The organism is [Mycobacterium] manitobense (genome assembly GCF_025821665.1).
Classification (GTDB): Bacteria; Actinomycetota; Actinomycetes; order Mycobacteriales; family Mycobacteriaceae; genus Mycobacterium; species Mycobacterium arseniciresistens.
Genome location: NZ_JACKSJ010000042.1, coordinates 1 through 22,859, shown reverse-complemented (window position 1 = coordinate 22,859; position 22,859 = coordinate 1). Strand labels below are relative to the sequence as shown.

At 71.9% G+C, this 22,859-nt stretch carries 17 protein-coding genes; 5 read left to right on the top strand and 12 right to left on the bottom strand.

From position 1 onward, the window contains the following. The 4 genes from H7I41_RS05350 to H7I41_RS05335 all read right to left on the bottom strand — a co-directional run. Positions 1-158, bottom strand: a 158-nt coding sequence (locus tag H7I41_RS05350; RefSeq protein ID WP_505011359.1) for a cytidine deaminase-like protein, incomplete at its 3' end; no start/stop codon positions are given. After that, positions 155-1,453 (bottom strand): hemolysin family protein, encoded by a 1,299-nt coding sequence (locus H7I41_RS05345; protein WP_264011534.1) that lies wholly within the window; start codon positions 1,451-1,453, stop codon positions 155-157. The genes H7I41_RS05345 and H7I41_RS05350, both read right to left, overlap by 4 nt. Positions 1,454-1,468: 15 nt before the next feature. Continuing rightward, complete coding sequence (ybeY, locus tag H7I41_RS05340) at positions 1,469-2,005, bottom strand: rRNA maturation RNase YbeY (RefSeq protein ID WP_264011533.1); 537 nt, start codon at positions 2,003-2,005, stop codon at positions 1,469-1,471. Positions 2,006-2,010: 5 nt separating this feature from the next. Further along, positions 2,011-3,051, bottom strand: a complete 1,041-nt coding sequence (locus H7I41_RS05335) for a PhoH family protein (protein ID WP_264011532.1) — start codon at positions 3,049-3,051, stop codon at positions 2,011-2,013. An 81-nt stretch (positions 3,052-3,132) separates the two neighbouring features. Between H7I41_RS05335 and H7I41_RS05330 the strand changes: the two genes are divergently transcribed. Then, positions 3,133-3,747 carry a DUF998 domain-containing protein gene (locus tag H7I41_RS05330; RefSeq protein ID WP_264011531.1) on the top strand — a complete coding sequence of 205 codons (615 nt, stop codon included), beginning with the start codon at positions 3,133-3,135 and terminating at the stop codon, positions 3,745-3,747. Here the strand turns inward: H7I41_RS05330 and H7I41_RS05325 are convergent. From H7I41_RS05325 to hrcA, 3 genes are read right to left on the bottom strand one after another with little or no spacing between them, the layout of a single operon-like run. Further along, positions 3,688-4,431: a 16S rRNA (uracil(1498)-N(3))-methyltransferase gene (locus H7I41_RS05325; RefSeq protein ID WP_264011530.1), complete on the bottom strand. Its 744-nt coding sequence runs from the start codon at positions 4,429-4,431 to the stop codon at positions 3,688-3,690. The genes H7I41_RS05330 and H7I41_RS05325 overlap by 60 nt on opposite strands. Before the next feature lie 18 nt (positions 4,432-4,449). Next, a complete protein-coding gene (gene dnaJ / locus H7I41_RS05320) occupies positions 4,450-5,598 on the bottom strand; it encodes a molecular chaperone DnaJ (RefSeq protein ID WP_264011529.1) in 1,149 nt (382 codons plus the stop codon). Positions 5,599-5,636: 38 nt separating this feature from the next. Next, positions 5,637-6,668 (bottom strand): heat-inducible transcriptional repressor HrcA, encoded by a 1,032-nt coding sequence (hrcA, locus tag H7I41_RS05315; RefSeq protein ID WP_264011528.1) that lies wholly within the window; start codon positions 6,666-6,668, stop codon positions 5,637-5,639. A 165-nt stretch (positions 6,669-6,833) separates the two neighbouring features. Between hrcA and H7I41_RS05310 the strand changes: the two genes are divergently transcribed. The 4 genes from H7I41_RS05310 to H7I41_RS05295 all read left to right on the top strand — a co-directional run bounded on the left by H7I41_RS05310 (position 6,834) and on the right by H7I41_RS05295 (position 8,950). Further along, positions 6,834-7,151, top strand: coding sequence for a type II toxin-antitoxin system VapB family antitoxin (locus tag H7I41_RS05310; protein ID WP_264011527.1), 318 nt, complete (start codon positions 6,834-6,836; stop codon positions 7,149-7,151). An 87-nt stretch (positions 7,152-7,238) separates the two neighbouring features. Beyond that, positions 7,239-7,601 carry an SDR family NAD(P)-dependent oxidoreductase gene (locus H7I41_RS05305; protein WP_264011526.1) on the top strand — a complete coding sequence of 121 codons (363 nt, stop codon included), beginning with the start codon at positions 7,239-7,241 and terminating at the stop codon, positions 7,599-7,601. Continuing rightward, complete coding sequence (locus H7I41_RS05300) at positions 7,577-7,990, top strand: SDR family NAD(P)-dependent oxidoreductase (protein ID WP_264011536.1); 414 nt, start codon at positions 7,577-7,579, stop codon at positions 7,988-7,990. The genes H7I41_RS05305 and H7I41_RS05300 overlap by 25 nt, the downstream gene beginning before the upstream one ends. A 9-nt stretch (positions 7,991-7,999) precedes the next feature. After that, entirely contained in the window at positions 8,000-8,950 is a 951-nt protein-coding gene (locus H7I41_RS05295) for an AraC family transcriptional regulator (protein ID WP_308214586.1), read from the top strand. Here the strand turns inward: H7I41_RS05295 and H7I41_RS05290 are convergent. From H7I41_RS05290 to mbtD, 5 genes are all read right to left on the bottom strand, one after another. After that, positions 8,947-9,168 carry an MbtH family protein gene (locus tag H7I41_RS05290; RefSeq protein WP_264011525.1) on the bottom strand — a complete coding sequence of 74 codons (222 nt, stop codon included), beginning with the start codon at positions 9,166-9,168 and terminating at the stop codon, positions 8,947-8,949. The two genes, H7I41_RS05295 and H7I41_RS05290, sit on opposite strands and share 4 nt — an antisense overlap. Next, positions 9,146-10,450 carry an NADPH-dependent L-lysine N(6)-monooxygenase MbtG gene (mbtG, locus tag H7I41_RS05285; RefSeq protein ID WP_264011524.1) on the bottom strand — a complete coding sequence of 435 codons (1,305 nt, stop codon included), beginning with the start codon at positions 10,448-10,450 and terminating at the stop codon, positions 9,146-9,148. Before mbtG ends, H7I41_RS05290 begins: the two co-directional genes overlap by 23 nt. Before the next feature lie 4 nt (positions 10,451-10,454). Beyond that, on the bottom strand, positions 10,455-14,834 hold the full coding sequence (locus H7I41_RS05280) for a non-ribosomal peptide synthetase (protein ID WP_264011523.1): 4,380 nt from the start codon (positions 14,832-14,834) through the stop codon (positions 10,455-10,457). Further along, positions 14,831-20,020 carry a non-ribosomal peptide synthetase gene (locus tag H7I41_RS05275; RefSeq protein ID WP_264011522.1) on the bottom strand — a complete coding sequence of 1,730 codons (5,190 nt, stop codon included), beginning with the start codon at positions 20,018-20,020 and terminating at the stop codon, positions 14,831-14,833. The genes H7I41_RS05280 and H7I41_RS05275 overlap by 4 nt, the downstream gene beginning before the upstream one ends. Continuing rightward, a partial coding sequence (gene mbtD / locus H7I41_RS05270; RefSeq protein WP_264011521.1) for a mycobactin polyketide synthase MbtD occupies positions 20,013-22,859 on the bottom strand: 2,847 nt, incomplete at its 5' end. The genes mbtD and H7I41_RS05275, both read right to left, overlap by 8 nt.

Below are 22,859 nucleotides of genomic sequence, written 5' to 3'. Positions count from 1 at the left end.
AGGGCCGTCAGCTGCAGGGCGGCCAGCTCCACCGGCGCACCGGCGTAGGTCCGGCCGTCGGCGTCGCGCACCGCCGCTCCGCTCGCCGCCTCGGCGCGGCCCATCGCCCCGCGGGCGAGCACCACCAGCTTGGCGTCCTCGGCATCGAGATCGGTCATTCGCTCTCCTCGTCGTTCTCGTCGGCGGTGGGCTCGGGGCTGACCAGCACGGTGCCGACCCGCACCCGGCCGCGGTGGTCCGGCCCGCCCTCGGCCCGCAGCCGCAGGCCGTCCCACGTGACCTCGGCGCCGGGCAGCGGCACCCGGCCGAGCTCGAACGCCACCAGACCGCCGACCGTGTCGACGTCGAGATCGTCGTCGAACTGCATGTCGTAGAGCTCGCCGAGGTCCTCGATCGGCAGCCGTGCCGAGACCCGGAAGTGCCGCTCCCCCAGCTCTTCGACGGGTGCGACCTCGTCGGTGTCGTACTCGTCGGCGATCTCGCCGACGATCTCCTCGAGCACGTCCTCGATCGTCACCAGTCCCGCGATGGCGCCGTACTCGTCGACCAGCAGCGCCATGTGGTTGCGGTCGCGCTGCATCTCCCGCAGCAGCTCGTCGAGCGGCTTGGAGTCCGGGACGAACACCGCCGGGCGCATCACCTCGGTCACCGACGTGTCGCGGCCCCCGGTCACGGAGGTGTAGGTCTGCTGCACAAGGTCTTTGAGGTAGACGACGCCGATGATGTCGTCGACGTTCTCACCGATCACCGGGATCCGCGAATGCCCGCTGCGCACCGCGAGCGACGTCGCCTGGCCGGCCGACTTGTCCCGCTCGATCCACACCATCTCGGTGCGCGGCACCATCACCTCGCGCGCGGCGGTGTCGCCGAGCTCGAACACCGACTGGATCATCCGGCGCTCGTCGTCGGCGACGACGCCGCTCTGCTGGGCCAGATCGACGACCTCGCGCAGCTCGATCTCCGAGGCGAACGGGCCGTTGCGGAAGCCGCGACCCGGGGTCAGCGCGTTGCCGATCAGCACCAGCAGCCGACTGATCGGGGTGAGCAGGATCGACAGTGCCTGCAGCGGTATCGCGGTGAACAGAGCGATCTGGTAGGCGTGCTGCCTGCCGAGGGTGCGCGGGCCGACGCCAACGGCGACGAAGCTGACGACGACCATGATGGCCGCTGCGGCGAACAGGCCCCAGCTCACCCCGAGATGGCCGTCGAGGAAGGCGACCAGCAGCACGGTCGCGCTGATCTCGCAGGCGATGCGCAGCAGCACGATCAGGTTGATGTAGCGCGGCCGCTCCGTCATCACCTTGGCCAGTCGCACCGAGCCGGGGCGCTCGTCGCGCATCAGTTCTTCGACACGCGCCATCGACACCGTGCTCAATGCGGCGTCGATGGCGGCGAAGGCGCCGCCGAGGACGACCAGGACGATGGCACCGATCAGCTGGGGTAGGCCGGTCATGGGTGTCCGCCGCCGTCAGGGATGGTCGAAATATCGCGACTCGTCGATCAACCGACGGTCCTTCTGGGTCTGCCGGTCCTGGTGGTATGCCTCGACCTGGTCGGCCACCCACCCCTCGAGCAGTCGGCCCTGCAGGGCGAACATCTCTTTCTCCTCGTCCGGTTCTGCGTGGTCGTACCCGAGTAGGTGCAGGACGCCGTGCACGGTCAGCAGCGCCAGCTCGTGACCGAGCGAATGCCCGGCCGCCTCAGCCTGTTTGGCGGCGAACTCCGGACACAACACGATGTCGCCGAGCATGGCCGGTCCGGGATCGGGCGCGTCGGGCCTGCCGCCCGGTTCGAGCTCGTCCATCGGGAAGCTCATCACGTCGGTCGGGCCCGGCAGGTCCATCCAGCGCATGTGCAGGTCGGCCATCGCCGAGGTGTCGAGCAGCACCATCGACAGCTCGGCCGCCGGGTGCACCTTCATCTCCCCGATGACGAACTTCGCGACGCTGATCAATTCCTCTTCGGCGATGTCGATGCCCGACTCGTTGGACACCTCGATACTCACGGCGGCTACCGCCTGGAGCGGCCGCTGGACGCGCGCCGCTCCGCCCGGTTCATCAACGCGGACTCCTCGGATCTGGCGTAGGCGTCGACGATGTCGGAAACCAATCGGTGCCGCACGACGTCGGCGCTGGTGAGTTCGGCGAAGTGGATGTCGTCGATGTTGTTCAGGATCCGGGCGGCCGCCTGCAGACCCGAGGTGGCGCCGCCTGGCAGGTCCATCTGGGTGATGTCCCCGGTGACGACCATCTTGGCGCCGAAGCCCAGCCGGGTCAGGAACATCTTCATCTGCTCGGCCGTGGTGTTCTGCGCCTCGTCGAGGATGATGAATGCATCATTCAAAGTTCTCCCACGCATGTATGCCAGCGGCGCGACCTCGATCACGCCCGCACTCATGAGCTTCGGGATCAACTCGGGATCCATCATGTCGTGCAGCGCGTCGTACAGCGGGCGCAGATACGGGTCGATCTTCTCGCTCAGCGTGCCGGGCAGGAACCCGAGGCGCTCACCGGCCTCGACCGCCGGGCGGGTCAGGATGATCCGGCTGACCTGTTTGGACTGCAGCGCGTTGACCGCCTTGGCCATCGCCAGATAGGTCTTGCCGGTGCCCGCGGGCCCGATCCCGAACACGATGGTGTGCGCGTCGATCGCATCGACATAGCGCTTCTGGTTCAGCGTCTTGGGCCGGATGGTCTTCCCGCGCCGCGACAGGATGTCCAGCGTCAGCACCTCGGCGGGTGACTCGTTGCCGGTGCCGGTGAGCATCGACACGCTGTGCCGGATCGCGTCGGGTGTGAGCCGTTGGCCGCTGCCGGCGATCGCCAGGAGTTCGGAGATCACCCGCTCGGCGAGGGCCACGTCGGCGGGCTCTCCGGACATGGTGAGGGCGTTTCCGCGGACATGGATGTCGGCGGTGAGGAGTTCTTCGAGTGCGCGCAGATTCTCGTCGGCGGAACCGAGCAGTCCCATGACGAGGTCGTGCGGAACATCGATGCTGCTGCGCACCGGTGCGGCCGGTGCCGGGCCAGCGTTCGTCTCGCGTGGCGTCACGTGGGTTTTTCTGCCTGCTTCCTGGTTGCTCTACGGGCGCTCTTGACAGCCCAGTCTACCGCCGGGTACCGACGGACCCCAATGCATAACCGAAGGACGGGTATCGCCGCGGCCGCCTGCTGGACGGCGGGCGCGGGCGGCTATCTGCTCGCCGAGGCCGTCGCCGCCGCGCACTACCCGGGCTACAGCTACGCGCACGACGCGATCAGCGACCTGGGCACCCCGCAATCGCCGTCGGCGGTCCTGATGAACGCCGGGTTCTGCCTGCAGGGGGCGATGTTCCTGATCGGCGCCGTGCTGGCGGTGCGCGCCGTTCGACCGCCACGACCCGCGCCGGTGCTGGTGTTCGCGGCGGCGAATGCGGCCGGGAACGTGCTCGTCGCGGCGGTGCACAGCGGCGCGGGACCCTGGCACGTCGTCGGCGCGGCCCTGGCGATCGCCGGCGGCAACCTGACCGCGCTGGCCGCCGCCCCGATGCTGCGCCCCGCCACCGTCCGCTGGGCGTCGGCGGCACTCGGCGTCACCGGGTTGGCCTGCGCTGCGATGTGGGTGGTCACCGACCGGTTGCCGGGCCCGGTGCTGGAGCGGGTGAGCGTGTACACCATCATCTGCTGGCAACTGCTCGCGGCGGCCGCGCTACTGCCAGCGTGGCGTGAGCGCGCCCAGCGCACCGAGCGCGACGGCGGCGGCGGTTGACGTCCGCAGCACCGACGGGCCCAACCGCACTGCCTGCGCGCCTGCGCCGGTCAGCGCGGTCACCTCGTCGTCGGTGATGCCGCCCTCAGGACCGATGATCAGCATCAGCGAATGTGCCTGCGCGACATCGATTTCAGAGATCGGCCGGCGTGCCGACTCGTGCAATATCAGTGCGGTGACCGCGGCGTCGGCGCGCACCCGGCTCACCAGGTCGGCCGTCGACAGCACCCCGGTGACGGCCGGGATGAACGGGCGGCGGGACTGCCGAGAGGCCGCCCGCGCCACCGCACTCCACCGCCGCAGACCCTTGTCGGCCTTGGCCGCGGACTCCCAGCGTGCGACGCACCGCGCCGCCTGCCAGGCCACCACCGCGTCCGCCCCGGCCTCGGTGGCCAGTTCGACAGCCAGCTCGGAGCGCTCGGACTTCGGGATCGCCTGCACCACGGTGACCGACGGCGCGACGGGCGCCACGGTGCGGCGGTGCAGCACCCGCGCGGTCAGGCGGCCCTTGCCGGTCTCGGTGACCTCGCAGTGCGCGACGACGCCGGCGCCGTCACCCAGGTCCAGCCGCTCGCCGATCCTGATGCGCCGAACGTTGGCCGCGTGGAAGCCCTCGTCGCCGTCCACCACCACCGGCAGGCCCTCGGCGGGGATCGCGTCGACGTAGAAGAGCGCGTCGGTCATCGAGGACGGATGGGCCGCTCAGCGGCCGCTGAACGTCTCACGCAGGCGGCTGAACAACCCGCCCGACGCGGCAGGTGACTGGGTCGAGCGGACCTCGGCGGCGTCGCGGACGCGGTGCTCCTTGAGCTGGCGGAGCAGCTCGGTGTCCTGGCTGTCCAGCCGGGTCGGCACCACCACGTCGATGTGGGCGTGCAGATCGCCACGCACCCCCGACCGCAGATGGGGCATGCCGTGGCCGCGCAGCGTGACGACCGCACCCGGCTGGGTGCCGGCCGGGATCGTGATCTCGGTCGGGCCGTCGAGGATGGCGTCGACGGTCACGGCGGTGCCGAGGGCGGCGTCGATCATCGGCACGGAGACGAAGCAGCGCAGGTCGTCGCCGTCGCGGACGAACACGTCGTGCGGCTTCTCGTGCACCTCGACGTAGAGGTCGCCTGCCGGCCCGCCGCCGGGTCCGACCTCACCCTGGGCGGCCAGCCTCACCCGCATGCCGTCGCCGACGCCCGCGGGGATCTTCACGCTGATGTCGCGGCGGGCGCGCACCCGGCCGTCGCCGCCGCAGCGGTGACACGGATCGGGGATCACCTCGCCCACGCCGCCGCACACCGGGCACGGCCGGGACGTCATCACCTGGCCGAGCAGCGAGCGCTGCACGGTCTGCACCTCGCCGCGGCCGCCGCAGGTGTCACAGGCCACCGGGGTGGAGTTTCCGTGGGTGCCCTTGCCCTTGCAGAGGTCACAGAGCACCGCCGTATCGACCGTGACCTGCTTGGTCACGCCGGTGGCGCACTCGGTCAGGTCGAGCCGCATCCGCAGCAGCGAGTCCGATCCGGGGCGCACCCGCCCGACCGGGCCGCGCGATCCGGCGCCGCCGCCGAAGAACGCCTCGAACACGTCGCCGAGGCCGCCGAACCCGCCGCCGAATCCGCCGTTGGCGCCGCCGCCCGCGGTCTCCAGCGGGTCACCGCCGAGGTCGACGATGCGCCGCTTCTCGGGATCCGAAAGCACCTCGTAGGCGACGCTGATCTCCTTGAACCTCGCCTGGGCGGCCTCGTCGGGGTTGACGTCGGGATGCAGTTCGCGCGCGAGCCTGCGGTAGGCGCGCTTGATCTCCGATTCACTCGCGCCCTTGCTGACTCCGAGCAAGCCGTAATAGTCGCGTGCCACGCTTCGCCTGTTCTGTCCTGTCGCCGGCCCGTCCGGGCTCAGCGGCTGCCTAAGACTTCGCCGATGTAGAGAGCAACCGCAGCGACATTAGCGATAGTTCCCGGATAGTCCATTCGTGTGGGCCCCAGCACACCCATGCCGCCGTACACCTTGCCCGAACTGCCGTACGCCGTGCTGACCACCGACGTGCCCGCCATCTGCTCGGCCTCGGTCTCGTGGCCGATGCGCACGGTCACCTTGCCGGCCTCCTGCTGCACGGCCAGCAACCGCAGCACCACCACCTGCTCCTCGAGCGCCTCGAGCACCGAGCGCAGCGAGCCGCCGAAGTCGGCGGTGTTGCGGGTGAGGTTGGCCGTGCCGCCGAGCAGCAGCCGTTCCTCTCGGTGCTCCACCAGCGTCTCCACCAGCACGGTGGCCGACCGGCCGACCGCGTCGGACAGTCCGCCGGACCCGTCGAGGTGTGCGGCGAGATCCGAGACCGCCACGGTCGCCGCCGAGAGCGGCTTGCCCTCGAGCGCCTGACCGAGCAGTTCCCGCAGCTTCGACAGCTGGTGGTCGTCGATCGCGTCACCGAGTTCGACGATGCGCTGGTCGACCCGGCCGGTGTCGGTGATGACCACCAGCAGCAGCCGCGCCGGGGTCAGCGCCACCACCTCGAGGTGGCGCACCGTGGACGTGGTGAGGGTCGGATACTGCACCACCGCGACCTGCCGGGTGAGCTGTGCCAGCAGCCGCACCGCGCGGCGCAGCACGTCGTCGAGGTCGACGCCGTTCTCCAGGAACGTCAGGATGGCCCGCCGCTCCGAGGACGACAGCGGCTTGACCTCGTCGAGGCGATCGACGAACTCGCGGTAGCCCTTCTCGGTGGGCACCCGCCCCGAGCTGGTGTGCGGCTGGGTGATGTAGCCCTCGGCCTCGAGCACGGCCATGTCGTTGCGCACGGTGGCGCTGGACACGCCGAGGTTGTGCCGTTCGACGAGCGTCTTGGAGCCGATGGGCTCCTTCGTGGTCACGAAGTCGGCGACGATGGCCTGCAGTACCTCGAACCGACGATCGTCGGCACTTCCCATGTGTTCACCTGCCCCTGCCCTCGAGTTCGACACCATTTTACGGTCACGGGCGCCGCGAACTCCGCGCGAGCGGAGGATCGGCCCCGCGACGGGCCGCGTCAGGCTCGGCTAACCTGGCGAACCGGGGTTGAAACGCACGGGGGACCGAGTGCCGAAGGCGCGCCGATGATCTTCAAGGGTGTCCGCGAGGGCAAGCCGTATCCCGACCACGGGCTGAGCTACCGCGACTGGTCGCGCATCCCGCCGCGACAACTCCGCCTCGACGAGCTGGTGACCACCACCACCGTGCTGGCGCTCGACCGGCTGCTGTCGGAGGACTCGACGTTCTACGGTGACCTCTTCCCGCACGCCGTGCGCTGGCGCGGCGTCGTCTACCTCGAGGACGGTCTGCACCGCGCGGTGCGCGCCGCGCTGCGGAACCGGATCGTGCTGCATGCGCGCCTGTTCGACATGGACGTCCCGCTGGCCGCCCAACAGGGTTAGCCGCGGCCGCACCGGCCAGACGATCGCGAAGCGATCCCGGACGCTGACGCCTTGGCCGACGCCGCGGCCGACCCTACGTTTCGGTGTATGACCACAGTGCTGATCACCGGCTGCTCCTCCGGCTACGGTCTGGCGACCGCCCGCCGGTTCCTCGACGAGGGTTTCGACGTCGTCGCCACCATGCGCACCCCACGAACCGACGTGCTCCCCCCTTCGGACCGGCTGCGGGTGATCCCGCTCGACGTGACGTCGGCAGAGAGCATCGCCGCCGCCGTGACCGGCAGCGGCCCGATCGACGTCCTGGTCAACAACGCGGGCATCGGCGCCGTCGGTGCGTTCGAGGCCACGCCGATGCAGACCACCCGGGAGTTGTTCGACACCAACACGTTCGGCGTGATGGCGAGACGCAGGCCGTCGTGCCACAGATGCGATCGCGGGGGTCGGGCGTGATCGTGAACGTCACCTCCAGCGTGACACTGGCCGCGATGCCGCTGGCCGCCGTCTACACCGCCAGCAAGATGGCCGTCGAGGGGTTCACGGCGTCGCTGGCGCTCGAACTCGCCTTCTTCGGCGTGCGGGCCAAGCTGGTCGAGCCGGGCTACGGCCCCTCGACCAACTTCACCGCCAACGGCCTCCACCGGATGGCCGGGGTCATCCCGCCCGCCTACGAGCCGTTCGCCGCGCCGATCATGGCGTCGTTCGGCGCCGCCGGCGCCGCCACCACCCCGGAGGACGTCGCCGAGGTGGTGCTGTCCGCGGCCACCGACACCTCCGACCGGCTCAGGTTCGCGGCGGGTGCCGACGCGGTGGCGCTCGCCGAATCGACCGCGGGGGTTTAGCGTCTTTGGGTGGGCACACCCGACACCGCGGGCACCGCCGCGGGACCGGTGGAGGAACTGCTCGGCCTGCTGCGACCGGAGGCGGTGCTGTCGAAGGTCATCGACGGCGCAGGCAGCTGGGGTGTCCGCAAGCCCCGCTACGGCGACCCCGCGTTCTGCGTGATGCTGCAGGGGTCGTGCGTCCTGGAAGCCGACGGGCTCGACGCCATCGACCTGCGCGACGGCGACTTCCTGCTGCTTCCGGAGACACCGGGCTTCACCCTGAGCGCGAGCCGCGGCGTCGAACCCGTCCCCACCCCGATCGACCACGGCCGCCGCACCCGCCACGGCGGCGCATCGGAGCCGGTCACGATGCGCATGCTCGGCGGATACTTCCGTGTCGATCCCGCCAACGCGCCGCTGTTGGTGCCGCTGTTGCCGCCCGCCGTCCTGGTCCGCCGCGACGAACCGGGCTCGGCGCGGCTCAGCCGGATCGTCGAGCTGATCGCCGAGGAGGCCGACGGCGAGAGTCCCTGCCGCGACGCGATTCTGCAGCGGCTCGTCGAGGTGCTGCTGATGGAGGCGCTCCGGGTCGCCTCGGCGCCCGTCGACCAGGAGCAGCGCGGACTGATCGCGGGACTCTCGGACGCCGTACTGGCGCCCGCCCTGACGCAGCTGCACGCCGACCTCGCACGTGGCTGGACGGTGCAGCACCTCGCGCGCGCCGCATCGGTGTCCCGCGCGGTGTTCGCGCAGCGATTCGCCGAGGTCGTGGGGATGCCGCCGATGCAGTACCTGCTGCAGTGGCGGCTGGCCACGGCAAGGGAACTGCTGCGGTCCGGGCGGCTGTCCACCGCGCAGATCGCACAGCGTGTCGGCTACCAGTCCCCCACCGCGTTCAGCACCGCCTTCTCCCGGCACACCGGTTGCACACCAACCGAATACGCCCGCCGGGTGCAGCGGGACGGCATGCCGGGCTAGCCGCCTGCGGCCGCCATCGCCTCGCGCAGGCTCCTCGGCCGCAGGTCCGCCCAGTTCTCCTCGACGTAGGCAAGGCAGTCGGCGCGGGTGCTCTCGCCGAACACCACGCGCCACCCCGCGGGCACCCCAGCGAACGCCGGCCACAGGCTGTGCTGGTCCTCGTCGTTGACCAGTACGAAGAACTGGCCGTTGTCGTCATCGAAGGGGTTGGTGCTCATCGCTTCTCCTGATCGATCGCTGCGTGGACGGCTCGAACCCGGCGCCGAGCACGCGGTCGGACAACAGTCCGAGACAGCTGAGGTTGGGGAACCCCGGTCCCTGGGTCAGCCCCGCCAGGCCGGGCAGGAACAACTTGGGCGCGAGGTGGTCGACCGAGAGGTCGTCGCCGATCGACTCCTGCAGCGCGTCGCCGGTGAGCGGACCGCCCAGACCCAGTTCGAGCAGATCGAGGGCCTCCTGGCGGAAGAGCGGCACGAACCACAGCGCGTCGGCCCCCGATCCGTCGATCACCAGGTCGAAACCGTGCACCGTCTCGAGTCGCTCCCCGACCCGATCGGTCTGCAGTGTCAGCCGGATCCGGTCGTCGCGGGCCACCGCGTGGGCCACCCGGCCGCGCAGATGGCGGATCCGGTCGTCGGCCAGCAGCGCCTCCTGCACCCGCGCCGAGAACACCCCGCGGTCGGTGCGCAGCATCGCGTCGCGGCGCTCACCCAGCGTCAGCCCCGCCCAATGGGTGGGGTCCGAGTACAGCGTGTTCTCGAAGAAGCCCTCGCCCCGGGTGAACAGCGTGACCTGCGGCGAGATGACGGTGATCGTCGAAACCCGGTGCCGGAAGAGCTCGTTGAGCATCGTCGCGGCGGTCTCCCCACCACCGATGACGGCGACACGCTCGGCGGCGATCAACTCGTGCGCGGCGGCGCGGTGCCAGAACTGGGCGATCGAGAGCACCCGCGGGTTGCCCGGCAGGATCGAGCGTTCGGCCTGCCCGGGGCCGGTGATCATCAGCGCGTCGGCCTCCACCGACGTCTCGTGGGTCTGCAGCACCCACCGTGCGGCGTCGGCGCCCGCGTCGACGGTGATGCCGGTGACCTCGCCGTTGACCACGCTCATCCCGACGTTGTCGGCGACCCAGCGCAGGTACTGGCTCCAGCGGCGGTGGGTCGGCGCGGGCCTGCCGCGATCGATCCACTCGGCGAACTGACCGGTCGACACCAGGTAGGACTGCCAGCTGTGCCGCATCATCCTGGTGTCGAGTTCGGCGTTGCGGCGCGGCACCAGCGAGGACCGGTAGGGGAAACCGACGTCTTTCTCCGGGCTGGTGCCGAGCCGGTGCTGGCCGTCGGTCCATCCCCCGCTGGCCTGCCAGTTGGCGGCCACCGCGGTGCGCTCGATCGCCACCACGTCGGGCACGTCGACGCCCATGTCGCGCAGTTCGGCGGCCTTGGCGGCCACCGCGACGCCCTTGGCGCCGGCGCCGATCACCGCCAGTGTGCGGCTCATGTGGTCATCTCTCGCATACCTCTTTCAACGCCTCTCGCCAGAACCCTTGCAGCACTTCGACATCGCCAGGGCCCAGGATGTCCGGCAGGGTGCGCCACTGCGTCGCCAGCACGGGCGACGCGCCGTCGGAGAACACCACCGCGTTGAGCGTCAGCTCATACCGGACCGCGAGGTCGGGCTCCGGCAGCTGCGACGCCCCCGCTGTGAGTGCGCGGTCGGGTTGCATGTCGCCGGTCACCGCTCCGAGCTCCGCGCGGCCGAGGTAGTTCAGCAGCAGCTGGGGTTCGCGGTGGGCCCGCAGCAGCGGCGCGGTGTCGGCCCGCAGGTAACGCAGCAGCGCGTAGTCGATGCCGTCACCGGGGACGGCCGCCAGATCCGTGGCGACGTCGGCGCCGATCCGCAGCGGGTAGATGGCCGACATCAGCCCGACCGTCTCGCCGGTGTCCACATCGCCCGAGCCGCCGTCGACGACCGCATCGACGCGGCCGAAGGACTCCAGCGCCAGCAGCGGCGGCGGCGTGGCCTGCCCGCGATGACGGCGCCACCGGGTCACCGTGTCCGCCGCCGCGGCCGCCAGCAGGTGAGCCATCGGCCGGTCGGCGGCGAGCAGCCGTGCGGTGTCGGTGGCGTCGGTGACGCAGACGCTCACCGTGACGTCGCGGGCGCGGTCGGTTCGCGGATCCACCCGCCGCGCACCGAGATCGGGATCGGCGCCGGCGAGCTGAGCCTCCCAGAAATCGCAGGTGTCGAGCCGGTGCGCGCGCTCGTGCAGCAGCCGCGACCACCGCCGGTACCCGGTGTGCTCGACCGCGGGCGTCGGCTGCCTGCCCGCGGACAGCGCGTGCCAGCCCGCGTCCAGTTCGCCGACCACGATGCGCCACGACGCCGGGTCCATCGCCAGCACGTGCGCCGACAGCACCAGCACGCTGGCCGGAGATGCGCTGTCGCGCAACCACACCGCGGACAGCAGCGCGCCGCGCGAGGGATCGAGCCGCTCGACCGACGTGCGGGTGTGTTCGGCGACGGCGTCGGCCAGCGGGCCGCTCACCGACACCTCGGTGAGGAAGTCCTCGACCGCGCCCGGAACGAAGGTCATGGTGTCGCGGTCGAGCCGGCAACGCAGCATCTCGTGGCCGTCGACGACAGTGCGCAGCAGGGTGTGCAGGTGGTCGATGGTGATGCCGTCGGGCAGCCGGATGGCCTCGGTCTGCGCCAGCCGACGCGGGTCGCCGTACTCGTAGAGCCAGTGCACGTTGGCCAGCACGGGGATCGGGCCGTCGCCGTCCTCGTAACCGGCAGCGGCGCCTGCCGATTCGCCGTCCACGGCGGCGGCGAGCTCGCGGATGGTGCCGCATTCGAGCATCAGCCGCGCCCGCAGCGCGACACCGCGCCGCCGCGCGGCCTGCACGACCGACAGCGCGACGATGCTGTCGAGTCCCAGCTGCAGCAGGTCGGCGGTGACGTCCACCTGCCGTCCGGTGTGCAGGATCTCGGCGAGCACCTCGGCCAGTGCGATCTCCGTCGCGGTCTCCGGCGTGGCGACCTCGTCGTCGGGTTCCTGTGCGAGAGCGGCGAGCGCGGGCTCGTCGACCTTGCCGTGCGGCGTCAGCGGCAGCTCGTCGATCAGCACGATGCGGTGCGGAACCATGTAGCGCGGTAAGCGTTTGGTCAGCATCGCCCGTAGTTCGGGGACGGGCGGCGGCGGGTCGGCGGACACGTAGGCGGTCAGCCGCGGCCCGCTGCGGTGGTGCCGCACCGCCACGTGGGCGTGCCGCACCGCGGGGTGTCCGTGCAGCACCGCCGCGATCTCGGCGGGTTCGACGCGGAATCCGCGGATCTTGACCTGGGCATCGGAGCGGCCGAGGAACTGCAGCGACCCGTCGGCCGAGCGGCGCACCACATCACCGGTGCGGTACATCCGTTCACCGGCGACGAACGGGTCGGCGATGAACCGGCCCGACGTCTCGCCCATCCGGCCGAGGTAGCCGCGGGTGAGCTGGCCGCCCGCGAGGTACAGCTCGCCGGTGACGCCGTCGGGCAGCGGGCGCAGCCAGGAGTCCAGCACGTAGGCGCGGGTGGGTCCGGTGGGCAGGCCGATCGTGGGCGACTCGTAGTCGGCGATCGCGGCGACGACGGCCTCGACCGTGGTCTCGGTGGGGCCGTAGCAGTTGAAGGCCGTCATGCCGGTGCGGGCGCACTCGTCGCGAATAGCGTTCCACGCCGGGATGCCGACCGCCTCGCCGCCGAGGGCGAGCACGCCCAGCGGGACCGTGGACAACAGGCCGAACGCCCGCAGCTGGGCGAACATCGACGGCGTCGTGTCGATCAGGTCGACACCGAAGCGGGCGATCGTCGCGACCAGCGCCTCGGCGTCGCGCTGCACGTCATCGTCGACGATGTGCACGCTGTGCCCGTCGAGCAGGGCCGCCAGCGGCTGCCAGGCCGCGTCGAAGGTGAACGACCACGCGTGCGCCACCGACAGGGTGCGGCCCAGCCTTTCCGCTGCGGGGCGAAGCACGCTGCGGGCGTGGTCCTCGGTGTAGGCGAGCACCGCGTCGTGGGTGCCGACCACGCCCTTCGGCCGCCCGGTGGTGCCGGAGGTGAAGACGACGTAGGCGGCCTGGCCGCGGTGGGCGGTCACCGGCCGGAAGCCGGCGGCCGGTGCACCGGTGCTGCACTCGGCGAGCAGCGCGGCGTCGAGGACGAGCACGGCGCCGCTCTGGGTGACGATGTCGTCGACGCGGCCTGCGGGCATCGCCGGGTCGAGCGGCACGATGACCCCGCCCGCCTTGAGCACGCCGAGCATCGCGATCACATAGTCCGGTCCCCGCGACAGCAGGATCGCCACCGGCGTCTCGGTGCGCACTCCCCTGGCCGCGAGCGCCGCGGCCAGCCGATCCGCGGCCTCGTCGAGCTCACGGTAGGTCAACCGGCCGCCGTCCCACGTCAGCGCGACCGAATCCGGCCGCGACCGAGCGACTTCGGCGAACCGGGCGTGCACGCCACCGGCCCCGGTGGGCGCGAGGAGGGTCGCCGCGGTCGCGGCCTGCTCGCCGTCGAGCAGCACCCCGACGTCGCGCAGCGGCCGCTCCCAGCAGGCGACGAGCCGCTGCGCGGTGGCCAGCACCCGCGCGCCGAGGCTCTCCGGTGTCATTGCGCCCAGCGCCCCGTCGATCACCTCGACGAGCACGGTGAGTTCCCCGTCGGTGAGGTGGGCGGCGACGGTGACCGGGAAGTGCGCGAGGCTCTCCAGCGCCGCGGGGCGGAATCGCGCGCCGGCGGCCTCGAACTCGCCGCTGCCGACAAGTCCGCCCGGCGGGAAGTTCTCGTAGACCAGCAGGGTGTCGAACATCTCGCCGATGCCGGCGATCGACCGCAACTCGGCGTGCGCCAGGTAGCTGTGGTCGCGCAGCGCGGCGGCCTCCCGCTGCAGGGCGACGCACTGCGCGCCGACGCGCTGCGCCGGATCGAGCCGCACCCGCAGCGGCACGGTGTTGATGAACAGTCCGACCATCGACTCGACGCCGGCCAGTTCGCCCGGCCTGCCGGACACCGTCACGCCGAACACCACGTCGCTGCGGTCGGTGAAGGTGGAGACGATGTTCGCCCAGGCCATCTGGACCAGCGTGTTGAGGGTGACGCCGCGGGAGCGGGCGGCCTCGGACAGCGCGGCGGTGGCTGGGGCGTCCAGCCGGAGTTCGGTGCGCCGCGGCATCCCGCTGGGCGGTTCGCCGTCGGTGAGCGCCGGAGTGAGCAGCGTCGGACCGGGCAGCCCGGCGAGGTGGTCGCGCCACAGCCGGCGGCTGCCGTCCTGGTCGCGGCCGGCGAGCCAGCCGATGTAGTCGCGGTAGGGCCGCGGCGGCGCAGGCAGCGCCGAGGTGTCCCCGCCCGAGCGGTAGAGCGTGATGAGTTCGCCCACGAACAGCGGCAGCGACCAGCCGTCGATCACGATGTGGTGCGCGACGATCACCAGACGCCAACGCGGCCCTGGCATCTCGACGAGCAGGAAGCGCATCGCCGGACCGTGGCCGAGGTCGAACCGGCGCCTGCGGGCGTCGGCCTCCAACGCCTGCACCTCGTCGGCCGACGCGGTGACGTGCCGCCACGGCACGTCGACCCGCGTCGGGATCACCTGCACCACCCGGGACTTGCTGCCGGCGCGGACGAAGCCGGCCCGCAGGTTCGGATGGCGTTCGAACATCGCCGCGGCACAGTCGCGCAGCAGCCCCGCATCCAGGTCGCCGGTGATGTCGGCGGCCATCGCGATCAGGTACGGGTCGGCGGACCCGAGGTCGCCGTCCTCGCTGTCGTTCAGCGTCGTCAGCGAGTAGAGCCCCTGCTGCAGCGGGCTGAGCGCGAGGACGTCCTCGAGGGTCGCGGTCACCGAGCGTCGTCCCCGGCCGACCACGACAGCGTCAGGTCGGCCAGTTCGTCGGCCGACAGCCCCGACGCGCTCATCGCCTCGTGGTGGACGTCGCCGCCCTGCACGCTCTCCCCCGCCGCGTCGACTGCGGCGGCGAGCTCGTGCACGGTCGGGAACTCGAACACCATCCGCGCGGTGAGCCCCAGACCGGCGTCGCGCGCCCGGGCCGCCAGCTGCACGGCGAGGATGCTGTCGCCGCCGAGCGCGAAATAGTCGTCGCCTCTCTGGATCTCGTCGGCGCCCAGCACCTCGGCCATGATCGACGCGAGCGCCTTCTCGGTGTCGGTGCGGGGCGGTTCGGCGGCCACCGCGGCGGGTTGCGCCGCGACCGCGTCGTCGACGCCGCCGGCGCGGCCGACGAGCTCGAGGCGCCCGTCACCGGTCCAGCGGCCGCGGTCGCCGGACCGGTACAGCCGCGAACCGGGTTGTCCGCCGGTGTGATCCGCCACGAACCGGGCGGCGGTGAGCGCGCTTCCGTCGCACTGGCCCACCGCGACCGGACCGCCGCGGTGGTACACGTCGCCGATCACGCCGACCGGCGCGGGGTTCAGCGCGTCGTCGAGCACCACCAGCTGCCCGCCGCCCCACCGCGAGAGCTGCTGCCGCTCCTGCTCGTCGGTGATCTGCACGCTGCGCAGACGCTCGTCGGGCCGGTCGGCGAACGCGTCGACGACATGGCCGAGCCACGACGCGAACCGCCGGGCGGTGGCCGGGTCGTACAACTCGGTGCGGTAGATGACGTGGCCGCGGCAACCCTTGTCGGACACGAAGAAGTTCAGCGACAGGTCGGCATGGGCCACGTCGAACGTCGGCTCGATGGCGGAGAACGCCGTGTCGCCGTCCGGCCCGCTGTCGATGACCTGCCCGTCGGTGAGCTGCTCGCGAACGTGCACCACCACCCCGAAAAGCGGGTTGCGCGACACCGACCGCACCGGGCTGACCGCGTTGACCACCTGGTCGAACGGCAGGTCCTGGTGGGCGTATGCGGACAGCGCCATCTCCCGCGTGCGCACCAGCAGGTCACGCAGCGTCGGGTTGCCGCGAAGGTCGTTGCGGAGCACCAGGATGTTGATGAAGAACCCGACGAGCCGGTCGAGTTCGGGTTCCGACCGGCCGGCCACCGGGGTGCCGATCGGGATGTCCTCGCCGCCGCCTGCCTTGTGCAGCGCCACGGCGACCGCCGCCTGCAAGAGCATGAACTCGGTGACGCCGAGGTCGCGGGCCAGCGCGGTCAGCTTGTCGCGGGTGGCGCCGTCGAAGCCGAATTCCACCGCGCCTGCGTCTCCGCCGAGCACCCGCGGCCTGGGGAAGTCCGGGCGCAGACCGGATTCGGCGGGCGTGCCGGCCAGCTGACGCACCCAGTACTCGCGCTGCGCGGCCATCGACCCGTTCTCGTCGGCCAGCATCCGGCCCTGCCAGGCCGCGTAGTCGGCGTACTGCACCGGCAGCGGCGCCCAGTCCGGCGCGTGCCCGCCGCGCCGCGCGAGGTAGGCGGCCACCACGTCACCGAACAGCACCCCTGCCGACCAGTGGTCGCCGGCGATGTGGTGGATCATCAGCGACAGCACATGCCCGCCGGGCGCGCTGAGCACCGCGGCGCGCAACGGCCACTCGTGCTCGAGGTCGAAGACGTGACGGCGTTCGCGGTCCAGTTCGGCCTGCACCCAGGCGTCGTCGTCACCGCGGGCGCGGCGGACCCGCAGTTCGCCCGGTGCGTTGACGACCTGGTGCGGCACGCCGTCGATCTCCCGGTAGGTGGTGCGCAGGATGTCGTGGCGGTCGACGACGTCGCGCACGGCAGCGACCAGAGCGTCGACGTCGACCGGCCCGGTCAGCCGCGCCGCGAACGGGATGTTGTTGACCGGGTTGGGCCCGTCGACCCGGTAGGTGAACCAGGTCCGCAGCTGTGACGCCGACAGCGGCGCCGGGCCGTCGTGCCCGGTGGCCACCAGGCGTGGCCTGTCGTCGTCGGGCGCGGCGCCGGACACACCGTCGATGTGCTCGGCAAGACCGGCGACGCTGCCGAGTTCGAAGACCTCGCGCACCCCGAGTTCCACGCCGAACTGTGAGCGCACCGACGCGACCAGCTTGGTGGCCAGCAGCGAGTGCCCGCCGAGGTCGAAGAAGGAGTCGTCGGCGCCGACGCGGTCGCGGCCGAGCAGCTCGCCGAACAGGCCGGCCAGCAGCCGCTCGGTCGGGGTGGCGGGCTCCCGGTAGTCGGTCTCGGAGGTGATCTCCGGCTCGGGCAGCGCGGCGCGGTCGATCTTGCCGTGCGCGGTGATCGGGATCTCGTCGAGCACGACGTATCCGGCGGGTGTCATGTAGTCCGGCAGGGCGGCGGCGACCCGGGCGCGCACCCGGTCCACGTCGACGCCGTCGGCCTCCGCGGCGGGCGTCAGGTAGGCGACCAGGCTCTTGCCGAGCTGAGGCAGGTCGCTGACCACCACGACGGCCTGTCCGACGCTCGGGTCCACCGAGATCGCGGCGGCCACGTCGCCCAGTTCGATGCGGAACCCTCGGATCTTGACCTGCTCGTCGGCGCGGCCGACGAACTCGACGTCACCGTCGGCGTTGCGGCGGGCCAGGTCGCCCGACCGGTACAGCCGAGCGCCGGGAGTGAACGGATCGGCGACGAACCGCTCGGCGGTCAGGCCGGGGCGGCGGTGGTAACCGTGTGCCACATGCGTTCCGCCGATGTAGATCTCGCCGATCACCCCGACCGGCACCGGTTTGAGGTTGTCGTCGAGCAGGTGGATCTGCGTGTTGATCTTGGGCCTGCCGATCGGCACGATGCGGGTGCCCTGCTTGCCCTCCACCTTGTAGCGGGTGGCGTTGATCACCGTCTCGGTGGGCCCGTAGAAGTTGTGCAGCAGCGCGTCGAACGTGGCGTGGAACTTGTCGGCCACCTCGCCGGGCAGCGCCTCGCCGCCGATCGGCACCCGGCGCAATGTGCGCCACTGGTTGACGCCAGGCAGCGACAGGAACAGCCCGAGCAGCGACGGCACGAAGTGCATCGAGGTGATGCCCTCGTCGCGCAACAGGTCGGTCAGGTAGCCGATGTCGCGCAGGCCGTCCGGGCGTGGGATCACCAGGCCCGCGCCGCAGATCAGCATGCCGAAGATCTCGCCGATCGACACGTCGAAGCTCGGCGAGGCGACCTGCAGCAGCCGCTCGGAGTTGTCGATCTGGTAGTCGTCACCGAACCAGACGAAGAACTCGCCGACCGGCCGGTGCGGCACCGGCACCCCCTTGGGCAGTCCGGTGGTGCCCGACGTGTAGATCAGGTACGCGGTGTTGTCCGGGTGCAGCGGCCGGACACGGTCGGCGTCGGTGGGGTCGTCGCCGCGGTAGCGCTCGAGTCCGGTGACCGGTTCGCGCAGCACGAGTTTCGGGTCGGAGTCAGAGAGGATGAAGTCGAGCCGGTCCTGCGGGTAGGTCGGGTCGACGGGCAGGTACACCGCGCCCGCCTTCACGATGCCCAGCGCGGTGATCACCAGTTCGGGCGACTTGTCCAGCAGCACGGCTACGCGGTCCTCGGCGCCGATGCCCTGCTCGATCAGCCAGTGCGCCACCTGGTTCGCCGCCGCGTTGACCTCGCCGTAGCTGTAGGTGCGGCCCTCGTAGACCACTGCGACCGCGTCCGGTGCGCTTCGCACCCGGGCGGAGACCAGGTCGGGCAGTGTGGCGGGCGGCGTCGAGAACTCCTCGCCGTAGCTCACCTCGCGCAGCCACTCGGCGCCCGCGGCGTCGAGCAGGTCGAGATCGGACAGCGGGCGGTCCGGGTCGGCCAGCGCGCTGTCGAGCAGCGTCGCGAAGTGGTCGAGCAACTGGCGGGCCAGCTCCTGGTCGAGCACCTCCACCAGGTGTTCGGCCTCCACCAGGATGGCGTCGGCGCCGAACTCGACCATGAATCCGAGCGGCAGCTGCGTCACCTGGCTGCGCAGTTCGGCACGCTCGCAGCGCACGCCGGCCGGGGCGAAGCCGCCGCCGTCGGGCTCGCGGAATCCGAAGCTGACCCGGGTCATCCGCTCCGCCCCGTAGCGCCGGTCGGGGTTGAGTTCGCGCACCACGCGGTCGAGGTTCACCCGCTGGTGGGCGAAGGCGCCGAGCGCGGTGTCGCGGGTCTGGGCCAGCAGCTCGCGAAACGTCATGCCCGGCGTGGGCCGCTGCCGCATGACCACGGTGTTGCCGTGGTAGCCGATCACCTCGTCGGCGCCGCCGTCACGGTTGAGCACCGGGGCGGCGACCAGGAAGTCGTCGGCATGGGTGTAGCGGTGGATCAAGCCGCCGAATACCGCCAGCAGCACCATGTACGGCGTGCAGCCGGTCTCGCGGGCCAGCGCCGAGACCCGTCCTGCGACGTCGCCGGACAGCTGCCGCGTGCTGCGCTGGGAGCGCCAGCTGGTCGGCACCACGGAGCCGGTCGGCCCCGGCAGCTCGAGCGGTTCGGGCATCGCGGCCATCACCGCGCGCCAGTACGCCAGGTCGGCCTCGGCGGTGTCGGGCCCTGCGGTGCGTGCGGGGCGGGGCTCCGGCCCCAGTTCCGTGCCGTCGTACGCCCGGGTCAGGTCGGCGAAGAAGACCCGCCAGCAGCCGTCGTCCCAGGCGATGTGGTGCGCCACGAACAGCAGCACGTGCTCGTCGGCGGTCATGCGCGCCACGGTGATCCGCAGCGGTGCGTCCTTGGTCAGGTCGAACGGCGCGGCGAACTCGCGCTGCGCGACTACCTCGAGCCGAAGCCGCCTGCCCTGCTCGGACATCTGCGACAGGTCGTGCTCGGCCCAGCCGGGGCGCAGGTCGTCGTGCACCTCGAGCGCCGGTTCGCCGTTCTCGCCGGCGCGGTAGGTGGTGCGCAGCACGCTGTGGCGGCGGGCGACCGCGTCGACCGCATCGTGCAGCCGCGCCGGGTCGACATCGCCGCGCAGCCGGTAGGACAGGCAGATGTTGAGCAGTGCGCCGCCCGGGTCCATCTCTTGGACGAACCACATCCGTCGCTGCCCGTCGGACAGTCCTTCGGCCGGGCCTGCTCCTGCGTCGGGCGCCGAGCGCAGTCCGCGTTCGGCGAGCTTGCGCCGCAACAGTTCCAGTCGGTTGTCGTCGAGGCCCGCCGCGTTCGGGATGCGGGTGTGCTCAGTGGTGTCAGTCACGCGAAGCGTTCACTTTCTCTGCTCTGTCGGCCGGCTCGCCGGCCCGGTCGAGGTCTGCGATCAGCTCGGTGCCGGTGATGCCGCCCAGCAACCGGGCCAGCGGAACCGACCGGCCGGTGGCGTGCTTGATCCGCTTGCGCAGATCGAGGGCCAGCAGCGAGTCGACGCCGAGGTCGAACAACGACGCGTCGAGGTCGAGCGCCGACGCGTCGGCCACGCTGAGCACCGATGCGAGTTCGACGCGCACCGCCGCCCGGATGTCGGTGGCGCCGACATCGGTGTCGGCAGCCTGGTCATGCTGAGCCGCCTGCTGGCTCGCGAAGAAAATCTGCAGCCGGCTCTCGTCGGCGGAGAAGACCAGCGGATCACCGGAGTGGTGGCGCAGGCTCGCCTCGATCGCCGCACGCGGCGCCATCGCCAGCAATCCGGAACGCTCGATCCGGGCGGTCTCGGCGACGTCGACGACACTTTCTCCGTCGGCGGCCCACAGCCCCCACCGCACCGACAGGCAGTCCCGCCCCGATGCCCGCAGTCGGGCAGCCGTCACGTCGAGCATCCGGTTGGCCGCCGAATAGGCGGCGTGCCCCTGCCCGCCCCATACCCCGGACACCGAGGAGCACAGCAGGATCGGCGCGTCCGGCCGTAGCGGCCACAGCTCGACGACGGCGGCGAGGCCGTCGACCTTCGCGGCGAAGGCCTGGGTCAGCACGCTGCGGTCGATGTGGTCGCGGGTGGCGAACCCGGCGGCCCCGGCGGCGTGCACCAGCAGCGACGCCCCGTTGCCTGCGAACTCAGCGGCGGTCACGGCCAGCCGCCCGCGGTCGGTGACGTCGCAGGGCGGCGCGATCACCTGTGTGCCGTGGTCGCCGGCCACCGACGCCAGCACGTCGGCGTCCGCGCCGCGGCGGCCGAGCAGCACGATCCGCTTGGCGCCCTGTTCGGCGAAGTACCGCGCGAAGTGCAGGCCGACCGCGCCGGCGCCACCGGTGATGACGACGTCGTCGAGCAGGCCGGAGTCGAGCGCCCACGCCTTCGGAGCCGTTGTCACAGAGGGCAGTTCGCGACGGTACAGCACCGGGACGGCGCCGCGGAGTGCGGCCTCGGTCACGTCGGTGAACAGCGTCTCGGCCACGGCGGCGGCGGCCCCGGCGTCGAGGCCGCCCGCGGGCAGGTCGAGGTGGCGGAACGTCTGGTCGGGGTGCTCGAATCCGACGCTGCGGTGCATCGCCGCCAGTGCCGCCGGTGCGGGCAGCGGCGCCGGGTCGTCCGCGGTGACCCGTTCGGCGCCTGCGGTGACCAGCCAGACGTCGCGGCACTGCGGCCCGGCAGCGGTCGCGTACTCCAGCAGGCCGCCGGCGACCTGTGCGGTCAACTCGGCGGCGGCCGGCGCGGCGTCGGTCTGTTCGGCGGCGGGGGCGACGACGACGAGCATCTCGGCGCGGTCGGCGGGCGCCACGGTGACCGCAGGGTGTCCCTCGATCGCGGCTCGGACCAGGCCGGCCAGCGGGTGCCGGGGTTCGGGTGTCAGCACCGCGACGGTCCGCAAGGCGTTGGCCGTCGTTGTGGGACGGGCCGTTTCGCGCCACAGCTCGGTCGCGATCGTCACCGGCGCGGATGTCGTGGCTTCGCGGGCGGCCGGGCGTTCGGGCGCCACCCACATGTGCGTGGCGCGCATCGGCGCGTTCGGGAAGTCGCGCAGCGGCCGGGTGTCACCGACGAGATCGGCCCAGCGGTAGCGGGTGTCGGTCACCGCGGCGGCGGCGATGTTGGCCGTCAGCCGGTCGACCAGCGCCGCGTCGCGGTGCCCGGAGCCGACCAGGACGGCGGGGCCAGAGGCGAGGTCGAGGGTGTCGAGCGTGTCGCCGATCGCGAAGAGCAGTGCGGGATGCGCCGACAGTTCGACGAACGCCTTTGCGCCGCATCGCACCGCCGCTTCGACTGCGCGGTCGAAGCGCACCGTGTTGCGCAGATTGCCGTACCAGTAGTCACCGAACTCCGTGCCCGCGGCCACCACGTCACCGGTGGCGCCGCCGATGAACTGCATCGGGCCGTCGCCGAACCGGGCCTCTGGCAGCGCGGCGGTGAATTCCCCGCGCAGCGGTTCGAGCACGCTGGTGTGCACCGGGAAGTTCACGGTGATCTGGCGGGCGAATCCGCCGCGCGCGGAGACGGTGGCCACCGCGGCGGCGACGGCGTCGCGATCGCCCGACACGGCGACCGAGGCGCCGGCGTTGATCACCGAGAGTTCCAGCCAGCCGGGCGTTTCCGCGATCAGCTGCTCGGCGGCGGCAGCCGTGAGACCGAGGGCGGCCACCGCATACCTGCCCCGCATCCGGTCGGTGACACCGGCGCGGGCGCCGACCACCGCCACGGCGTCGGGCAGCGTGATGACGCCGGCGAGGTAGGCCGCGGCGATCTCGCCGAGGCTGTGGCCGACGGTGAGGTCGGCGGCCACGCCGCAGGATCGCCACAACGCGGCGAGCGCGACCGCGTGGACGAACTGTGCACCCTGGATCTCGATCTCGGCGAACGAATCCGGGTCACCGGCGGTGGTGAGGTAGCGCAGCGGGGAGGTCAGCCCGGCGGCGGTGAAGGCGGCCGCGCACTTGTCGGCCTCGGCGCGGTAGGCGGGCAGGTGGGTGTAGGCGTCGTTGCCCATCGCCGGCCACTGGCTGCCCTGGCCGGGGCAGACGAATGCGAGCCGGGGCGTCGTGTGCTCCGCGGAGCGGGCCACCAGCGGATGGTCCTCGCCGGCGGCGAGCGCGTGCAGCCCGTCGAGGAGCTCCTCGCGGTCGGCGGCGCGCAGCACCGCGCGGTGCCGGCGCAGCCGGCGGGTGCG